15 protein-coding genes are annotated in these 16,744 nt (G+C 60.3%); 14 read left to right on the top strand and 1 reads right to left on the bottom strand.

What is annotated here, in order from left to right; all coding sequences use genetic code 11:
• Positions 1-2: 2 nt before the first annotated feature.
• Entirely contained in the window at positions 3-824 is an 822-nt protein-coding gene (locus tag ACIGJC_RS11760) for a lysophospholipid acyltransferase family protein (RefSeq protein WP_483711528.1), read from the top strand.
• Positions 825-863: 39 nt separating this feature from the next.
• Here ACIGJC_RS11760 and ACIGJC_RS11755 read toward each other — a convergent pair whose 3' ends face one another.
• Positions 864-1,697 carry a symmetrical bis(5'-nucleosyl)-tetraphosphatase gene (locus ACIGJC_RS11755; protein ID WP_483708987.1) on the bottom strand — a complete coding sequence of 278 codons (834 nt, stop codon included), beginning with the start codon at positions 1,695-1,697 and terminating at the stop codon, positions 864-866.
• Positions 1,698-1,943: 246 nt separating this feature from the next.
• On the opposite strand from ACIGJC_RS11755, the gene rfbB reads away from it, so the two are divergent.
• The 13 genes from rfbB (at position 1,944) to ACIGJC_RS11690 (ending at position 16,679) form a co-directional block, all read left to right on the top strand.
• Positions 1,944-3,008 carry a dTDP-glucose 4,6-dehydratase gene (gene rfbB / locus ACIGJC_RS11750; protein WP_483708986.1) on the top strand — a complete coding sequence of 355 codons (1,065 nt, stop codon included), beginning with the start codon at positions 1,944-1,946 and terminating at the stop codon, positions 3,006-3,008.
• Positions 2,998-3,912, top strand: coding sequence for a dTDP-4-dehydrorhamnose reductase (rfbD, locus tag ACIGJC_RS11745; protein ID WP_483708985.1), 915 nt, complete (start codon positions 2,998-3,000; stop codon positions 3,910-3,912). The genes rfbB and rfbD overlap by 11 nt, the downstream gene beginning before the upstream one ends.
• Before the next feature lie 11 nt (positions 3,913-3,923).
• Positions 3,924-4,802 (top strand): glucose-1-phosphate thymidylyltransferase RfbA, encoded by an 879-nt coding sequence (gene rfbA / locus ACIGJC_RS11740; protein WP_483708984.1) that lies wholly within the window; start codon positions 3,924-3,926, stop codon positions 4,800-4,802.
• Positions 4,799-5,350: a dTDP-4-dehydrorhamnose 3,5-epimerase gene (gene rfbC, locus ACIGJC_RS11735; protein WP_483708983.1), complete on the top strand. Its 552-nt coding sequence runs from the start codon at positions 4,799-4,801 to the stop codon at positions 5,348-5,350. Before rfbA ends, rfbC begins: the two co-directional genes overlap by 4 nt.
• 24 nt (positions 5,351-5,374) lie before the next feature.
• Entirely contained in the window at positions 5,375-6,193 is an 819-nt protein-coding gene (locus ACIGJC_RS11730; RefSeq protein WP_483708981.1) for an ABC transporter permease, read from the top strand.
• Positions 6,183-7,520, top strand: coding sequence for an ABC transporter ATP-binding protein (locus ACIGJC_RS11725; protein ID WP_483708980.1), 1,338 nt, complete (start codon positions 6,183-6,185; stop codon positions 7,518-7,520). The genes ACIGJC_RS11730 and ACIGJC_RS11725 overlap by 11 nt, the downstream gene beginning before the upstream one ends.
• Positions 7,517-8,206, top strand: a complete 690-nt coding sequence (locus ACIGJC_RS11720; RefSeq protein WP_483708978.1) for an acetyltransferase — start codon at positions 7,517-7,519, stop codon at positions 8,204-8,206. Before ACIGJC_RS11725 ends, ACIGJC_RS11720 begins: the two co-directional genes overlap by 4 nt.
• Positions 8,203-9,336, top strand: a complete 1,134-nt coding sequence (locus tag ACIGJC_RS11715) for a DegT/DnrJ/EryC1/StrS family aminotransferase (RefSeq protein ID WP_483708977.1) — start codon at positions 8,203-8,205, stop codon at positions 9,334-9,336. Before ACIGJC_RS11720 ends, ACIGJC_RS11715 begins: the two co-directional genes overlap by 4 nt.
• Before the next feature lie 25 nt (positions 9,337-9,361).
• Positions 9,362-11,845: a glycosyltransferase gene (locus ACIGJC_RS11710; RefSeq protein ID WP_483708976.1), complete on the top strand. Its 2,484-nt coding sequence runs from the start codon at positions 9,362-9,364 to the stop codon at positions 11,843-11,845.
• Between the two features lie 2 nt (positions 11,846-11,847).
• Positions 11,848-13,779 (top strand): glycosyltransferase family 2 protein, encoded by a 1,932-nt coding sequence (locus tag ACIGJC_RS11705; protein WP_483708974.1) that lies wholly within the window; start codon positions 11,848-11,850, stop codon positions 13,777-13,779.
• Positions 13,779-14,531 carry a glycosyltransferase gene (locus ACIGJC_RS11700; protein WP_483708973.1) on the top strand — a complete coding sequence of 251 codons (753 nt, stop codon included), beginning with the start codon at positions 13,779-13,781 and terminating at the stop codon, positions 14,529-14,531. The genes ACIGJC_RS11705 and ACIGJC_RS11700 overlap by 1 nt, the downstream gene beginning before the upstream one ends.
• 6 nt (positions 14,532-14,537) lie before the next feature.
• The gene (locus ACIGJC_RS11695; protein ID WP_483708971.1) at positions 14,538-15,638 is read left to right on the top strand and encodes an MraY family glycosyltransferase; all 1,101 of its coding nucleotides are present in this window, start codon (positions 14,538-14,540) and stop codon (positions 15,636-15,638) included.
• Between the two features lie 87 nt (positions 15,639-15,725).
• Complete coding sequence (locus ACIGJC_RS11690; RefSeq protein ID WP_483708970.1) at positions 15,726-16,679, top strand: NAD-dependent epimerase/dehydratase family protein; 954 nt, start codon at positions 15,726-15,728, stop codon at positions 16,677-16,679.
• The last annotated feature ends 65 nt before the right edge of the window (positions 16,680-16,744 follow it).

Here is a 16,744-nt window from a genome sequence, read left to right as displayed (position 1 = left end):
GCATGGTTTGGCTGCGCAAGACGGCGCTGGTGCTGCACCTGTTGAGGGGCTTGCTGACCTGCGCGGTGCTGTTTCCCTGGCTAGGCGTACGTTCGCGTGAATGGCACATTCGGCGCTGGTCGCGCCGTCTGCTGCGGATCTGCGGGATGGAGCTCGAAATCGCGGGTGAAATGCCGGCGCACGGTGGTAGCCTGGGCGCGCTCGTGGTTTCGAATCACATTTCGTGGCTGGATATCTATGTGATCCACAGCTGGCGGCCGGTGCGCTTTGTTGCCAAGTCGGAGATTCGGAGCTGGCCGGTCATTGGCTGGCTGTGCGAGAAGACTGGCACGCTGTTCATCGAACGCGCGCGCAAGCGCGACGCGCATCGGGTGCTGCATGACATTACCGATGTGATGCTGCAGGGGGACCTCGTTGGCGTGTTTCCGGAAGGGACGACGACGGATGGCAGTGATGTGCTGCCGTTTCACGCCAACCTGATGCAGGCGCCGATCTCGGGTGGGGTGCCGGTGTTGCCGTTGGGGCTTAGTTATGTGGATGCTGCGACGGGAAAGCCCACGCTGGCGCCTGCCTATATTGGCGACCTGAGCTTGCTTGACTGCCTGAACGCCGTCTTGCGCGCGCCGCGTATCAAGGCTCGGCTGTCGATCGGGCCGATGCTCCATCCCAAGTCCGACAGCCGCCGCGAACTGGCGGGCGCCGCGCGGGAAGTGGTCGTTCACCTGGCCCGGGGCGCACATGAGGCTGCCGCAGCTGCCGCGCTGCAGCGCAGTCAGTCGGGTACGGAAGCTGTTGGCGTGCAGGCATCGCCTGCCACGACCTGAGCCGGGCTGTCGTCCCCGCCGTGGCGGGGTACGCCGGGATCAGGCGAACGGGTCACAATATTGGGGGCATTCCACCTGGACCACCGTCCGTTCGGCGGGATTCGGGGCGAGCCGCGCGGCGGTCAGCTTCCCGCCCCAGACGCAGCCGGTATCCAGCGCCATCAAGTTCGGGCGCATCACCAGGCCGAGTGTCGACCAATGCCCGCATACGACGGTGACGTTCTCCGTGAGGCGACCCGGCACGTCGAACCATGGCATGAAGCCGGCGGGAGCATTGCCCAGCGCTTCCTTTGTCTTGAAGTCCATCACGCCGTCGGCTGTGCAATAGCGCAGCCGGGTCAGGGCGTTGATGACCACCCGGTGACGCTCGATGCCCCGCAGGCCGTTGTGCCAGCGGTCTGCGGCATTGCCGAAGATGTCGGCAAGAAAGCCTTGCCAGTTGCGGCCTTGCAGTTGTTCCTCGACTTCGCGGGCCAGGTCGATGACCTGCTCTGCGGACCATTGGGGGAGTACGCCCGCATGGACCATAAGGAAATCGTCATCGAGGAGGGCGAGCGGGCGGTGGCGCAGCCAGGTGAGCAAGTCCTCGCGGTCGGGGGCAGTCAGGAGGTCCTGAAAGGTGTCGGACTTTCCGTTCTTGCGGACGCCCGCGGCTGCGGCAAGGGCGTGGATGTCGTGGTTGCCCAGGACGGTTTCCGCGCGTGCGCCGAGTGCGCGGACGGTGCGCAGGGTCTGGAGGGAGGCGGGGCCGCGGTTGATGAGGTCGCCGACCAGGCGGAGGGTGCTGTCCTTCGGGACCTTGGCGAGGAGTTGGTCGAAGGAATCGGAGCAGCCTTGAAGGTCGCCAATGGCGAAAGATGATTTATAGGGCACTTTATGCTTGTCTCTGCGGAGCAGAAGAAAGAAATCGTCGCTATTTGTAGAGAAGTGACCGGCAATTTGCCGAATCGTTACAACAGGCTACAAAAAGACTCCAGCTATGGGCCGGTGAGCCCATACAGTCAGATAGAATACCGCGACTTCTGCAGGTACTTAACGCCCCGCCGTCCCTCACGAGGACAAGGTGGGCGCTCGGCTTTTGTCGGGTAATCGGAATATATCGAGAGCAGGGAGCTAGTTTTGTCGCACATTTTGGTCACTGGGGGTGCCGGTTTCATTGGTGCCAACTTCGTTCTGGCATGGCTGCGGGATAAGGCGGCCGACGGCGTCGTCAACGTGGACAAGCTGACGTATGCGGGAAATCGCAAGACGCTGGCGTCGCTGGATGATGACAGTCGTCACGTCTTCTCGAAGACGGATATCTGCGACCGGGCCGCGCTGGACAAGCTGTTCGCGACTTACCAGCCGCGTGCGGTAGTGCATTTCGCTGCCGAAAGCCACGTTGACCGCTCGATTCACGGCCCTGGCGAATTCATTCAGACCAATATCGTTGGCACGTTCACGCTCCTGGAGGCCGCCCGCGCCTATTGGGGTTCGCTGGAAGAGCCGGCCAAATCGGCATTCCGATTTCTCCACGTCTCCACGGATGAAGTCTTCGGTTCGTTGAGCGAGACTGACCCGCAATTCTCGGAAACCACCCCGTACGCGCCCAACAGTCCGTACTCGGCGTCCAAGGCTGCTTCGGACCACCTGGTTCGCGCCTACCATCACACCTATGGTTTGCCGGTCCTGACGACCAACTGCTCGAACAACTACGGGCCATACCATTTCCCTGAGAAGCTGATCCCGCTGATCATCGCCAACGCGCTGGCCGGAAAGCCGCTGCCTGTCTACGGCGATGGCCTCAATGTCCGTGATTGGCTTTACGTGGGCGACCACTGCTCTGCAATTCGGGAGGTGCTTTCTCGCGGCCGGCTCGGTGAGACCTACAACGTGGGTGGCTGGAACGAGAAGACCAACCTCGACGTGGTGCATACGCTGTGCGATCTGCTCGATGAGCTCAAGCCCAAGGCTGCAGGCTCCTATCGTGCCCAGATCACCTTCGTGAAGGATCGCCCGGGACACGACCGCCGCTACGCGATCGACGCCCGCAAACTGGAGCGCGAGCTCGGTTGGAAGCCCGCCGAAACTTTCGAGACAGGGCTGCGCAAGACGGTGCAGTGGTATCTCGATAACCAGGCGTGGGTGCAGGACGTGATGTCTGGCGAGTATCGGAATTGGGTGGCGAAGCAATATGCAGCGTAATTCGAAGGTGCCGACGCTTCTGGTCACGGGTTGCAACGGGCAGGTTGGATTCGAACTTCGCCGCAGCCTGGCACCGCTCGGCAATGTGGTGGCGCTGGATCGCGCCGGCTGCGACCTGGCCCGTGCTGATGAATTGCGCCGCGTAGTGCGTGAGTATCGCCCCGATGTGATTGTCAATCCCGCGGCCTATACCGCTGTGGACAAGGCGGAAACCGAAGCTGAACTTGCCTTCGCCATCAATGGCACAGCGGCCGGCATTCTGGCGGAAGAGGCCAAGGCGCTTGGCAGTCTGCTGGTGCACTATTCGACCGACTACGTTTTCGACGGCACCAAGGATGGCGCATACGTTGAAACCGACGCTGTCAATCCGCAGTCCATCTACGGCAAGAGCAAGCTGGCCGGCGAGCAGGCCATTGCTGCCACGGGTGCGCAGGCTTTGGTGCTACGTACCTGCTGGGTCGCGGGTGCCCACGGCGGCAACTTTGCCAAGACCATGCTGCGCCTGGGCAGGGAACGCGATAGCCTGCGGGTCATTGCTGATCAGTTTGGTGCGCCTACTACGGCTTCGCTGATTGCGGACGTCACCGCGCAGGTCGTGGCCCGGCAATGGTTGGCCGGGGACCGTCAGGTCTTTGTCGACGGCGTCTATCACTTGGCCGCAGCGGGCGAAACGACGTGGCACGGCTACGCTACCGAGGTGCTTCGCTACGCGAAAGCGCATGGCGTTGAGTTGAAGGCGAATTCAGAGCAAATCGAAGCAATTCCTGCGACGGCGTATCCGCTGCCGGCGCCGCGCCCGTCCAACTCGCGTCTGGATACTACACGCCTGCGGGAGACCTTCGGCATCCATCTTCCGGACTGGAAGCAGGGCGTGCATTTCCTGCTGGACCAGATCCTTCCATAACAGGGGTCAATATGCGCAAGGGCATTATCCTGGCCGGGGGTTCCGGCACGCGGCTCTATCCCATCACGCGGTCTGTGTCCAAGCAGCTGTTGCCGGTGTATGACAAGCCGATGATCTATTACCCGCTGTCCACTCTGATGCTGGGGGGGATTCGGGACATTCTGATTATCTCTACGCCGGAAGATACGCCGCGGTTCAGCGAGATGCTGGGCGACGGCAGCAACTGGGGTGTCAATCTACGATATGCGGTGCAGCCGTCGCCGGATGGACTAGCACAGGCGTTTATTATCGGGCGCGAGTTCATCGGCAACGATGCCAGTACGTTGATTCTCGGAGACAATATCTTCCACGGTCACGATCTGGTGAGTCAGTTGACCAGGTCGGCCAGCCAATCCGAAGGCGCCACCGTTTTCGCCTACCATGTCCACGATCCCGAGCGGTATGGGGTGGTGGAGTTTGACGACCAGTTCCGTGCGCTTTCCCTGGAAGAGAAGCCGGCCAAACCGCGTTCGAACTATGCGGTAACGGGGCTCTATTTCTACGACAATCAGGTTTGCGACATCGCCGCCGACATCAAGCCGTCGGCTCGTGGCGAACTCGAGATTACCGACGTCAACAAGCGCTATCTCGAGCGGGCACAACTCGAGGTCGAGATCATGGGGCGCGGCTATGCATGGCTTGATACAGGTACGCACGAGTCATTGCTTGAGGCTGCCAGCTTCATCGCCACGCTGCAGAACCGGCAAGGGCTGATGGTGGCCTGCCCGGAAGAGATTGCCTACCGCAGCAAGTGGATCAGTGCGGAAAAGGTGGAGGAACTGGCCAGGCCGCTATGCAAGAGCGGTTACGGCAAATACCTCCAGCAAATCATTTCGGGTAACGTCAAATGAGCCTTACTATCATTCCGACCGCGCTCCCGGAGGTGCTGATTCTCGAGCCGAAGGTTTTTGGCGACGAGCGGGGCTTCTTTATGGAGAGCTTCAATGCCAGGGTCTTCGAGGAAGCCACCGGAGTGAGCCGGGTCTTTGTGCAGGATAACCATTCGCGTTCCGCGCGCGGGGTGCTCCGCGGTCTCCATTACCAGATCCAGAAACCGCAGGGAAAGCTGCTCCGTGTCACGTCCGGCGAAGTCTATGACGTGGCGGTCGACTTACGCCGCCACTCGCAGAATTTTGGCAGATGGGTAGGCGTGACGCTTTCCGAAGCGAATAAGCGGCAGTTGTGGGTGCCGGAAGGCTTCGCACATGGTTTCGTGGTGACATCTGCCTCTGCCGATGTCCTGTACAAGACGACCGACTACTGGTATCCGGAGCACGAGCGCAGCTTGCTGTGGAACGATCCGGTGCTGGCGATCGACTGGCCGCTGTCCGGCCCGCCGATCCTTGCGCAGAAAGACAGGCAGGGAGCACGCCTGGAGTCTGCGGAGACCTTTTCTTAATGACACGCTGTCAACGCATTAAGCATGCAGAAATTTGAGACGTCGATATCGTCGCTAGGTCGATCGGTGCTGCAGCACAAAGGCCTGATCCTAAGTTTCGCCCGGCGCGATGTCGTCGGCCGCTACAAAGGGTCAATGTTCGGCATCCTGTGGTCGCTTCTGACGCCACTTTTCATGCTGGCGATCTACACGTTCGTGTTCGGCGCCATCTTCAAGGCGCGCTGGGGCGCTGGTTCGACATCCAAGTCCGAATTCGCAATCGTGCTGTTTGCGGGCCTGATTGTGTTCAACATCTTTTCCGAATGTATCGGACGGGCTCCCAGCACAATTCTGTCCAACGGCAACTTCGTAAAGAAGGTCGTGTTTCCGCTCGAAATCCTGCCATTGGCGCACCTGCTATCGGCACTGTTCCATGCCGTGATCAGCTTGCTTGTGCTACTGGTCTTCGAGTCGATCATTGGCAACGGCGTGCCCGCCACTGTCTTCCTGTTGCCCGTGGTGATGGCGCCTTTTCTGTTATTCGTCACAGGATTGAGCTGGTGGCTTGCAGCCACGGGCGTCTATTTCCGGGATATCGGCCAAACCATCGGCTTGATGATCACGGCACTGATGTTCCTGTCGCCGGTGTTCTTTCCCATTTCGTCGCTGCCGCCGCAATGGCAGATCGTGGCGAAGTTCAATCCTCTGACCTTGCCCATCGAACAGGCTCGCAACGTCATTGTCTGGGGCGCTCCGGTCCACTGGGGTGAGTGGGCAGTTTATTCGCTGGCATGCTGCGCCGTAGCCTGGCTCGGCTATGCGTGGTTCCAGAAGACCAGGAAGGGATTTGCTGATGTCCTCTGATGTGATCGTACACACCGAGAACCTTGGGAAGTGCTACGAAATCTACGATAGACCCAAGGACCGTCTCCTGCAGATGCTGGCAAGGGGGCGCAAGCAATACTACCGGGAGTTCTGGGCCCTGCGGAATATCTCGCTTGAGATTCGACGTGGCGAGAACGTTGGTATTGTCGGTCACAACGGCTCAGGCAAGTCCACGCTGCTGCAATTGCTCGCCGGAACGCTGAACCAGACGACCGGGACAGTCTCGGTTCGCGGCCGCGTTGCGGCGTTGCTGGAACTTGGCTCGGGCTTCAACCCGGAGTATTCCGGCCGCGAGAACGTGAAGATGTATGCCCAGCTGCTTGGCATGAGTGATGACCAGATCGAGGAGCGCTTTGACCGGATCGTCGATTTCTCCGAGATCGGCGATTTCATCGACCAGCCGCTGAAGACGTATTCCTCCGGCATGTATGTGCGCCTGGCATTTTCCGTCGCCGTGCATGTCAATCCGGAAATCCTCATCGTGGATGAGGCGCTATCTGTTGGCGACGCCTTCTTCCAGGCTAAATGCATGGCGTTGCTCAAGAAGCTAATGGACGACGGCGTGACTCTGCTCTTCGTAAGCCATGATCCGGGCGCGGTCAAGGCATTGTGCTCGCGTGCCGTGCTGCTCGATCACGGCTCGATGCTCGCCAATGGTGACACGGAATCTGTGGTCGAGACCTACTACGCTCAGTACGTGCAACGGCGTCAGAGCATCGCTGTCAGCGATGGCAAGGCAGGGATGACCGATGCCGCCGATAAGGCTGCGGTACTCGCGGAGGATGCGGAATCGGAGGCCGCTTTCAAGTCGCGTTCGTCATACCAGCGCTTGCAGAACGGGATGGCCGAATATTTGAATGTGACTCTGCTCGATTCGCGCGGAAGGCCAGCGAGATCCGTGGACTTCGGTGAAAAAGTCACGCTTCGGGTGAAAATCCAGGTCCAACGAGACCTCCCTCAGCTCAGCTTCGGGTATCACATCAAGGATAAGAACGGTTTCGATATCGTCTATTCGGATAGTGGCATTGAGCAATGCAACATCGAATCACCCCGCGAAGGGAGCGTTCACGTCGTAGACTGGACTTTCCGTGCGCGACTGAAGGAAGGTGAATACACGGTGGCGGCGGTGCTGGCCGTCCCGGTCGATCTTTCTATCGGGCTCGTCGAGACATGTGACCACGTGCCGATCGCGTGTCAGTTTCGCATCGACCGCGCCGGACATCTGCCTATCTACGCAGCCACGGCATGGGACAACAAAGTGACCGTTATTGAGGTGCAGACGCCGCCTCTTCTGGAGCGCGTATGAATGCAAGGCTGACACCACTGGTGATTTACGGGGCGGGCGGATTCGCGCGCGAGGTGCTGCAGGTTGCCCTCGATATGAACTCGCAGACTCCACGCTGGGACGTGCAGGGTTTCCTTGTCGACCCCGGCTACGAGGTCGCTGAACCGGTGCAGGGACTGCCGGTCATGACCACCGATACGTGGACGGCCCCGGAAGATTGCGAACTGGTGATTGCCATCGGCGACACCAGCGCGCGCCGGTCGATCGCCCAGCAGATGCATGCGCGATTTGCGATGCGATTCGCGACTCTGGTGCACCCACGGGCGTGGGTCGGGCGGCATGTTCAAATCGGCGAGGGCTGCGTGATTTGTGCCGGGGCGTTGATTACCACTGACATCATCATCGGCCGGCACGTACACGTGAACCTGGGCAGCACGATCGGGCATGACGCGGTTCTGGAGGACTTTGTCACACTTAACCCTACGGTCAGTGTGTCGGGCAATGTCCGTTTGTGCGAAGGCGTCATGGCCGGCACGGGCGCCAAGTTCATTCCACATGTCCGGGTTGGTGCGGGAACTGTGCTAGGGGCTGGTGCCGTCGCAGTGGCCGATCTGCCGGCCGACGTGACCGCGGTTGGCGTACCGGCCAAGGTCATCCGGCAACACGATGTTTCCTGGTCGATTCAGTCGCCGGGAGGACAGGCATGAGCGCGCCCACGCCGTTCGAGCAGCAGATCTTCGTCACGCGTCCGATGCTGCCATCCCTATCACGATACCAGGAGTTTGTGGCGCAGATTTGGGAGGCCGGTTGGCTGACCAATGGCGGCGGCAAGCATGCTGCCCTGGAGCGCGCGCTGGAGGACTACCTCGGGTCCAGGCACGTGTCGCTGTTCAATAACGGCACTATCGCACTGATCGCGGCGTGCAAGGCGTTGCGCCTGCATGGCGAGGTTATTACTACGCCGTTCACATTTCCGGCTACAACGCATGTACTGGACTGGGGCAACATCACACCAGTCTTCTGCGATATCGACCCAGTGCGGATGACAATCGATCCGCGCAGGATCGAACGCCTGATCACATCCCGCACGACCGGCATCATGGGCGTACATGTGTATGGTATTCCCTGCCATACACAAATGATCCAGGACATCGCTGACGCCTATGGGCTGCGCGTCGTCTATGACGCTGCCCATGCGTTCGGCACGGAGATTGACGGCGTACCGGTCGCCCAGTACGGCGATTGCACAATGTTCAGTTTTCATGCGACCAAGCTTTTCCATACCGCCGAAGGCGGTGCGCTGGCTGTAAAGGACCCGGAGCTGAAGCAGCGCATCGACCTGCTCAAGAACTTCGGGATTAAAAGCGAAGTGGATGTGGTCATGCCCGGCATCAATGGCAAGCTCAATGAGTTGCAGGCTGCCATGGGCCTGGCCAACCTGGAGTGCCTCGATGAAGAACGCGCGAAGCGAGCCAGGGTTGCGGCGGTCTACAGGGAGCGGCTCGCACACGTCGCGGGTCTGGAATGCGTAACATTGCCGGACGGAGTCAAGCCGAGCCTGCAATATTTCGTGATTCGGGTGCAAGCGGGCGGAAAAGTCACGCGTGACCGCCTTTACGAAGAGCTCAAGGCCTTCAACGTGCTGTCTCGCCGGTATTTTTATCCCTTGTGCAGCGAATTTAGCTGCTATCAGGCATTGCCGAGCGCAGCACCGTCCGAATTGCCGGTGGCACATCAGGTCTCACGCGAAGTCCTGGCGCTGCCGTTCTTCGGGGATCTGGGAGAGGACGGGGCGGGCCGCATTTGCGAAATGATTCAGCACATTATGGGACGATGAGCCCGCGAAAGGCACGACAATAAAAGTGCGTCCTCTTATTTCGATTATTACCACCTCCTACAATTACGAACGCTACATTGGGCGCTCCATTGAATCGGTACTGCAACAGAGTTACGGGAACTGGGAATTAATCATTGTCGATGACTGTTCGTCCGATGGATCATGGGATGTCATCTCCCGATACAAGGATCCACGGATCCGAGCGTTCCGAAATGAAGTAAACCTGGGGGCCTGTGCCACCTATAACAAGGCATATAGTCTTTGCAGCGGTTCGTTGATTGCGAGCCTTGATTCGGACGACGTGTTCTTGCCGGAGAAGCTCGCGATCCAGGTCGCTGAATTCGAGCGTCATCCTGAAATCGGTATATCTGGTACGAAGATTGAGGTGATCGATGAAGCCGGCACGATTGTCCCCGATAGCGCCGTTGCGGCGTGGTTTAACGATTCTCGTGATCTGAATGCGCCCGGCGAATGGGTGTGGGAAAACCACCTATGCCATTCAACCGTGATCCTTCGGAAGGAGGTTCACGATGCCATCGGCGGGTTCAGGGAGGAACTCATCTATACGCCGGACTGGAACCTGTGGATCCGGGCGCTTGCCGCAGGGGCGCGGTTCTCGATCGTGAATCAGGTCCTGCTCCAGTATCGCGTGCATGGAAATAACATTACGCACAAGGATCCGCTCTGCATGATCTCCGAATACGCGGAGACGACGCGTGAGATCCTGACGCCCTTCCTGTTGCAGCGCAAGGCTTACGCGGCAGCACGTGAGAATTTTCGGCGGTTCGCGGCCCATTCGGTGCTGAAGGAGCGCGGCGAAGACACGTTGGCGAACGTCCTGTCCGCGATCAGGCAGCGGGGAACTGAACGTGGCGAGCAAGCTCCTTCGCCTCGCGATGTGGCGGAACTGATGGCCGACCTGCTGCTCGAGGAAGGCAAACTGCGCGAGACCACACGCCGGCTGCAGCAGCGGGATGTCGAGCGCGAGCAGCGGCTGGCATACCTGGAGCAGAAGCTGGCCCAGCAGCAGGGCACGCGCGCCGCGGGCGTGCCGGCCTACGGCCAGGGTGAAAAGGAACAATTTCGTCGATTCATGAGCACATTGCGTCCAAAGCTATTGAGGCTCGCCCGAGTGGCTTATCACCGGGTGCCGCTGCCTTTGCATGTGAAATGGCGTATCCGACAGTACGCTTCGCCTACCCTTGCATTATTGCGGGGCCAACGCTCCGATGTGTTTGGGGTATTAAGAGACACCGTCGCGCAGACAGGCAAGAAGGACCCGGCTGGCAATGGCCGCAGCTTGTCCGAGGAAGACATCCTGAGTCGCATGCTGGGTGACTTGTCTGAGCAGTCCCGCGAGACAGGGCCGGTCGGGCATATGATTGTCCTGCCTTTCCTCGGCACGGGCGGGGCGGAGATGACAGCCCTGAATTTCGCGCGTGCAGTGCGCCAGTTCAATTCTGACGAGAGCGTGCTGATTGTCGTGGCGGACAGGCCAGCGGTTGACGGGGCCGTCCAACTGCCGCAGGGCGTGCACGTGCTCGCCCTGGATGCGTACTACGGTGCGGGCGCCAGCTATGCCATCAAAGGCAGAGCGCTGCAGCAGCTTGCCTTGCTGATCCGGCCGCATACGTTCCACAACATCAACAGCGAAGTCGCCTGGCAGCTGATCATTGCCGAGGGCGCACGGCTGCGCGCGGCGATGAAGGTGGTTTCAAGCATTTTTGCTCTGCAATTCGCGGAGAACAGCAAGGACATCATTGGCTATGCAGCCAATTTCTTTCCGAAGGGCTTTCCGCAAGTCGACCTACTACTGACTGACAACCATCGCTTCATCGAGGGCGTGAGCGCCAGCTTTGGTGTTGCCGAAGCCGATCAGGGCAAGCTGGTCGCCGTCTATAACCCGGTGCGGATCGACCACTCTGTCGCCATGCCGAGCAGGCTGGCGCAGGCCGAGCATCTGCGTGCCGCCGGTAAGGACCGGCCCCTGCGTTTTCTCTGGGCCGGACGCCTCGATGCCGAAAAGCGCGTGGACCTGCTCTATGCGATCGCGCGTCAATGCCCGTCGATCCGTTTCGAGGTTTTCGGTCAGGCCGTGCTGAAGGATACGGAGATGGAACCGTTGCCGCCTAACGTCAGCCTGCACGGACCCTTTGCGTCACCAGCGGAACTCGTGGTGCATGGTCCCTATGACGGCTTTCTGTTCACCTCGCGCTGGGAAGGGATGCCGAACATCCTGCTTGAGGTCGGTGCGCTGGGAATTCCGCTGATTGCGCCAACGGTTGGCGGCGTGGGCGAGCTCGTGAGTGACCAGACCGGCTATCCGCTGAAGGAAAACCCCGAGGCCGCCGATTACATCGAGGCCATGCAGGCCATCGCTGGCGCGCCCGCCGCTGCGCTGGCGAAAGCGCAGCGGCTATGCGCGTTGATTGATGAGCGGCACGGCTGGAATGCCTTCGCGCAACGCGTGCGTGCATTGCATGGCTACCTGCCGGAACAGGAGGGCTGAGGGTGACGAAGCGTGAATTGACAGAGCAATGGCCGCGCGTTTCCGTCGTGATTCCGTGCTACAACCAGGCCGGCTACCTGATGGAATCCGTCGCATCCGTCAAGGCAGCGTACGCAGGTGAGCTCGAGATCATCGTCGTCAACGACGGCAGTACGGATCCTCATACCGCGCGCCAGCTGCGGGAGTTGCTGGCGTACTATCCGGAAGTTCTTGTCCTGGACCAGCAGAATGCAGGGCTTTCCGCGGCGCGCAATGCCGGTATCCGCCAGTCCACAGGCACCTACATACAGTTGCTCGATGCGGACGATCTGCTGTTGCCCGGCAAACTGACGCGGCAGGTCGAACACTTCGCCGTCGCCCGCGCACTGGATGTGTCGGTATCCAATTTCTTGCTGTCGGACGAAGAGCTCATCAGTTTTTCCAAGCCGGAAGAAGCCATCGCGCAGTTTGACCTGTCGGTCGACGACTTCCTGTTCAAATGGGAGCGCGGCTTTGCCATTCCCATTCACGGCGCGCTGTTCCACCGCCGGGTGTTCGATCACGTCCTGTTCGACGTCAGCGCCCGTGCCAAGGAGGACTGGCAGTTCTGGTGTCACCTGGCGCTGAACAAATATCGGATGGCCTACCTGCCCCTGCATGCCGCGATCTACCGGCAGCACGGCCAAAGCATGCGCCGCTCGTACCTGAGCATGGGACGCTCCTGGATCCAGGCGGTGATTAACCTTGAGCAAAAGGTCCGCCATAGCCATCCGTTGTTTTTCGAGGCTGGCATGGCATGGTTCGAACAGTGCTATCGCTCGCATCCTTCTTACCGCGCCGAAGTGGCCGCGCTCCAGGCCACGAAGCAGCCAGTTTCGGCTTCAGCCGCGCCGGCGGTGAGCCGCGCAGAGGAGCTACAGCCCGAGAAACTGGCAGAGCAGATCCTGCAAGACTTGGTACCGCTGGGGACGCCATGCGGGCAGCCGCTGATTACCGTGGTGGTTCCCATCTACAATCATTACGGATTTCTGCGCGAATGCCTGGGTTCTTTGGGTGCGCAAGGCGACGTGGCCTTCGACGTGATCTGCGTCGAGGACTGTTCCAGCGACGTCCGCGTGACGCGTCTGATGAGAGCGCTCTCCAATCGGCTGTCGCGGCTGCACGTCATTACGCATGACGAGAACCATGGCATTACCCGCAGCCAGATGGAAGCCGTAGGTCAGGCGCGGGGTGCGTTCATTGCCTTCCTCGACTGCGACGATGCGCTGGGCGAAGGTGCGCTGGGCAGGGTAGCGGAAGAGATCGGAAGGAATCCAGGCGTCGATTACTTTTTTACCGACCGACTGGACGTCGGCACCGACAACGCCGTGATCCGTCATGCCCGTTATGGCGGCTATGACAACATCAAGCCCAGCGGCAATATCCGTGAAGATCTGCTGGACGGAATGGTGGCGTCCCATCTGAAGGTGATTCGGCGTTCGGGCTATCTGGAGGCCGGTGGCGGAGATTCTGCATTCGATGGCATCCAGGACTGGGAGATTGCCCTGACCTTGGCCGAGACTGGGGAGTTCCGCTACATCCCGGAAGCGCTGTATCGCCACCGTATTCATGCGCGCTCGGTAACAAACGCAAGCCGTATCTCGCAGATGCGCAAGACCAACCGGTTGCGCCGCCGGTTCCAGGAGCGGTGGATGGCGACTGGCAGCGATGCGCCGCTTGAGTTCGTCATCGACGAACGCTCGGCGGTCCTCAACCTGGACGAAATAAAGGCGGCATGGCGCACCGGGCGCCGCTGCATCCTCACGCTTTCGGGCATGCCGATCGTGCCGGTGATCAATGTCATTCGCGAGTTCAATTCGTATTTTGACCGGATCGCCTACACGCAGCCGGAAGTATTTGCGGTCCTGATCGGCTATGTCTGGTCGCCGGATGTCCTTCAACGAGTGTCGAAATAATGGCGTGGACCGACGGGCACCTGCTGACTGCTTCGGTGGTCAGCCATCACCAGGAGGCGCTACTCGAACAACTGCTTCCGCAGTTGCTTGCGATTCCAGGCATGCAGATCGTGGTGACGGTAAACGCCGGCGGCGAGTCTTTCGAGGCGCGCGACCCGAGGATCCGTGTGATCCGCAACGCCCGCCCGAAGGGATACGGGGCCAACCACAATGCGGCCTTCGAAGTCTGCCGGACGCCGTACTTCGTCGTGTTGAACCCCGATCTCGGCCTCACCGATACGAGCTTTGGGCCGCTTCTGGCATGCGTGTCGGAGGCGCCGGGTGTCGCCGGTCCACATGTTTTTTCCCCCGCCGGGACCATTGAGGACAGCGCCCGCCGTTTGCCCCGCATCGCCGGGTTGCTGGCACGCCGGATCGCCGGCAGATCGTCACCTGACTACGATGCGGCGGCTCCACGGCAGCAGGTCGACTGGCTGGCCGGCATGTGCCTGATGTTTGATAGCGCCAGCTTTCGCGCCGTGGGCGGGTTTGACGAGCGCTATCACCTGTACTGCGAGGATGTTGACATCTGCCTGCGGCTTCATCTGATGCACCGGCAAGTGAACTGGGTCCGGGAGGCCGCGATCGTCCACGACGCCCGGCGGTCGAGCCGGCGCAGGCTGCGCTATATTTGGTGGCACCTCTGCAGCCTGACGAGGCTGTTCCTCTCCGCCGCCTACTGGCGTTTCTCGTGTTCACGCAGCGGTTCCTGACCATTCATGTTCGATTTCTTCTGGGTTCCTGCCTTTACCTTCCTGGTGTCTGCGCTGGGCGTGCTATTGCTGCGTCCGGTGGCGATGGTAGGGGGCCTGCTTGACCGTCCTGATAGCCGCAAGCGCCACCAGGGTGCCGTGCCCCTTGTCGGTGGAATTGCCGTCACGCTTGCGGTCTGGGCGGGTTGCCTGCTGTTTATGCGCGACCAGGGCTACTACGTCGCCCTGCTGGGCGGCCTGACGTTGCTGGCACTGGTGGGCCTGATCGACGACATGCAGGGCATGTCGCCTGTCGCAAAGCTTGCAGCGCAGCTGTTCGCGGCGATCCTCATGACTTCCTGGGGGGGGGTCTACCTGACTTCGCTCGGCGATATCTTCGCGCGCCGCGAAATCGTGCTGGCGGACTGGGGCATCCCACTGACGCTTTTTGCAGTGGTATCCGTGATCAATGCCATGAACATGTGCGATGGACTGGACGGGCTGGCCGGCGGCCTGTCGTTTGTCATGTTTGCATGGCTGGCCTATCTGGCTGGGGAGCTTGGCAATGCCGCCGCACAGCGCGTCTGCGTGATCTTCTGCGGCGCGCTCCTCGGTTTCCTGCTGTTCAACATGCGGAACCCGCTTCGGGGCAGGTTACGCGTATTTCTTGGCGACGCGGGCAGCCTGATGCTCGGATACGGCGTTGTGTGGTTCGCCGTGGAGCTTTCCCAGACGCGGTACAACTACGGTCATCATGTGCCCCCGGTTGTCATGCTCTGGGTGTTTGGCTTCGTTCTGATCGACCTCCTGACGGTGGTCATCCGCAGGGCGCTGAAAAGGCGCAATCCCTTGTCGGCAGATCGCACCCACCTGCACCATGTACTGCTGAGACTTGGCATAGGGCCTGACGCGATTGTCTGGGTCATAGTGATCAGCAACGCGCTGCTGGGCCTGATCGGCGTGTATGGCTGGAAAAGCGGTGTTTCCGAGCAAACGCTTTTCCTTGGCTTTCTAGGCTTGACGCTCGCCCACCTGTGCGTTATGCGCAATGCCTGGCGTTGCCTACGCGTCGGCAGGCGGCTGATCTCGCGTGTCCGGCAAGGTCGGGCCGCGAAAGTCGACAGATAGAAGGGGAATACGTGCCACGCTCCCTGTCTCGAGTAGTCACCATACAAAGCAACCGGCCGTATCGCGTCATGCAGCGAGGGAAGGCAAATGACTAAAGTACTTTTGATTGGCGGTGGCGGCTTTATCGGCAGCCGACTCGCGCTGCGCTGTCTCTCCGCAGGATTTTCAGTTCGCGTTGCCGATGTCCAGTTGCCGGCCTCGGACCAGTTAGCTTCGCGCGACATTGAATATGTAGCGGGAGACTTCAGCGAGGCATTGGATCTGGATCGGATGCTTGAAGACGTCGATATTGTCGTCCATTTGGTGCATCGGGCTATGCTCCTGGGCCTGGATTCCAGCATGCTCCCCGAAATTGAGCGCAACGTCGTGCCGGCGGTCAAGCTGTTCGACCGCTGCCTCGAACATCCCGGCCTGCGGCTGGTCTTCGTCTCGTCAGGTGGCACCGTCTATGGCGAGCCGGATGAGAGGCGGCCCCTCGCTGAGCACGCGGCGCTGCGCCCCATCTCGGTGTACGGTACTTCCAAAGGCATGATCGAAAAGGCCTTGGGCCTTTACGTGGCGCAACGCGGGCTTCGAGCGCTTGTGGTGCGTCCGGGAAACGCGTACGGTCCGGGCCAACTTCCTTTCAAGGGACAAGGCCTGATTCCCACTGTGATGGCGTCGGCGCTGCAAGGCAAGCCGGTCACGATCTACGGCGACGGAACTGCTATTCGCGACTACATCCATGTGGAAGACATCGCACAGGGCATTGTTGCTGCCATTCAGGCCGGCAGCAACGGCGAAGCTTATAACATTGGCACGGGCAGAGGCCTCTCGATCAATTCGCTGATCAATGACCATATCAGGCCGCTTGTCGTCGCCCAAGGTCTAGACATAGACCTGCGCTACGTGGAGTCGCGGGGCGTGGATGTCAGCTACAACATTTTGGATACCGCGAAGCTGGCCAACGAATGCGGGTTCACAGCACAGATCCGGGTCGAGAACGGCATCGCTGAAACCTGGAACTGGGTCCTCCGAGGCTATTCAAGTGTTGGACAGTAGGACGATGGTCTACTGATCGCACGATCCAACAGAATGCCCTTGGTTAGGCGGCGAGCTAACACCGG

The organism is Cupriavidus sp. C3SS-1 (genome assembly GCF_057073755.1).
The sequence above is the reverse complement of the archived record's forward strand: the minus strand, read 5'-3'. Positions and strand labels throughout refer to the sequence as shown.